Source organism: Shewanella glacialipiscicola (genome assembly GCF_023283485.1).
GTDB lineage: Bacteria > Pseudomonadota > Gammaproteobacteria > Enterobacterales > Shewanellaceae > Shewanella > Shewanella glacialipiscicola.
In genome coordinates this window covers 1-1,670 of the sequence record NZ_JAKILU010000054.1, presented here as the reverse complement: position 1 = coordinate 1,670, position 1,670 = coordinate 1, and the positions used below count along the sequence as shown (strand labels likewise).

General features: G+C 47.3%; 1 protein-coding gene. It reads left to right on the top strand.

The features are described from left to right. Positions 1-75: 75 nt before the first annotated feature. Positions 76-1,631, top strand: a protein-coding gene (locus tag L2717_RS18005; RefSeq protein WP_086022278.1) for an IS3-like element ISSpu6 family transposase whose coding sequence is annotated in 2 segments (ribosomal slippage) — positions 76-538 and positions 538-1,631 — 1,557 coding nt in all. Because the reading frame shifts where the segments join, the coding sequence is not laid out codon by codon here. Positions 1,632-1,670 lie beyond the last annotated feature (39 nt).

Below are 1,670 nucleotides of genomic sequence, written 5' to 3'. Positions count from 1 at the left end.
CCCCCTGTGTCAGGATTGTTGTCACCCCTAAATAATCATTATGTTTAAAGACAGGGTGCGGCAAAAGAGAACGATATGGCTCGGTATTCACCAGAACGTAAAGAGGCGATCCTTAAAAAATTATTACCTCCTCACAACTTAACGGTCGCAGAGGTCGCTCGGGAAGAAGGCATCGCGGTGCAAACCTTGTATCATTGGCGAGATATTGCCAGAAAAGAAGGTCGCCCCGTGCCAGGTAAAACATTAACAGCCGATGATTGGTCGGCTGAAGCAAAACTTGCCGTGATTATTGAAACAGCGCCGCTGTCGGAAGCGGAGATAAACCAGTATTGCCGTGAAAAGGGCTTGTTCCGCGAGCAAGTACAGCAGTGGAAACAGGATTGTTTAGCTGGTTTTCAAACCTCAGAAGTACAAACTAAAACCATTAAACAGCAGGCTAAGGCTGACAAAGCCGAAATCAAATCGCTGCAACGGGAATTGCGCTATAAGGAGAAAGCGCTGGCTGAAGCTGCTGCGTTACTGGTGCTCAGAAAAAAGCTCAATGCGCTCTGGGGGGACGACAGCGAGGAGAGCTAACCCCTTTGCCTGAGCGCATAGCATTGATTGCCTTAATCCAAGAGGCCTATACCAATGGTGCTCGCCTTTATAAGGCTTGTGCAGAAACGGGCCTCAGTAAGCGTACCTATCGACGTTGGTATCGAGAAGGTCAAGTACAAGCTGATTTAAGGCCGACAGCAGCTCGACCAGAGCCGGCCAATAAACTCGAAGAACATGAGCGACAACAGATATTAAGCGTGTGTAATCAAACGGAGTACGCCAGCTTACCCCCGTCGCAAATTGTGCCAACATTATTAGATAACGGGATTTATATCGCCTCGGAATCCAGCTTCTACAGAGTGTTAAATGCTCATGGTCAACTTAACCATCGTGGCCGCACTCAGGCTGCGGTCAATCGAAGCAAACCGTTGAGTTATCGGGCAGATGGGCCGAATCAAGTGTGGTCATGGGACATCACTTATTTAGCCTCAATCGTCAAAGGCCAGTTCTACTATTTGTACCTGTTTGAAGATATTTACAGTAGAAAAATAGTGGGTTACGAAGTTCATGAGCAAGAAAGTGGGGAATATGCCGCTGCGCTAATCCAACGCTGTCTGTTACGCGAGCAATGCTTTAACACGCCATTAGTGCTGCATTCTGATAATGGGGCGCCGATGAAGTCACTGACCATGAAAGCCAAGCTGGAAGAGCTTGGTATTACGGCATCATTAAGTCGGCCGAGGGTGAGTAATGACAACCCCTTTTCAGAGTCGTTATTTAAAACGTTGAAATACCGCCCACAGTGGCCGGCATCAGGTTTTAGCTGCTTAGCAACAGCAAGAGAATGGGTGGAAAAGTTTGTAACCTGGTACAACGATGAGCATAAACACAGCCAGCTAAATTTTGTCTCACCAGGGCAACGTCATGCACTGCAAGATGGCGCTATTTTAGCGAAGCGCAAGAAAGTGCTTGAGGCGGCGAAGGAAAGAAAACCGATGCGTTGGTCTACAGAGATCAGAAATTGTGAAGCGGTTGGCGCTGTAACACTCAACCCAGATAAGGCACCAGAAGAAGGCGTAATAAATGCAGCTTAATATTTAAACAAAGAGTGACAACTATCTTGAAAAACACCG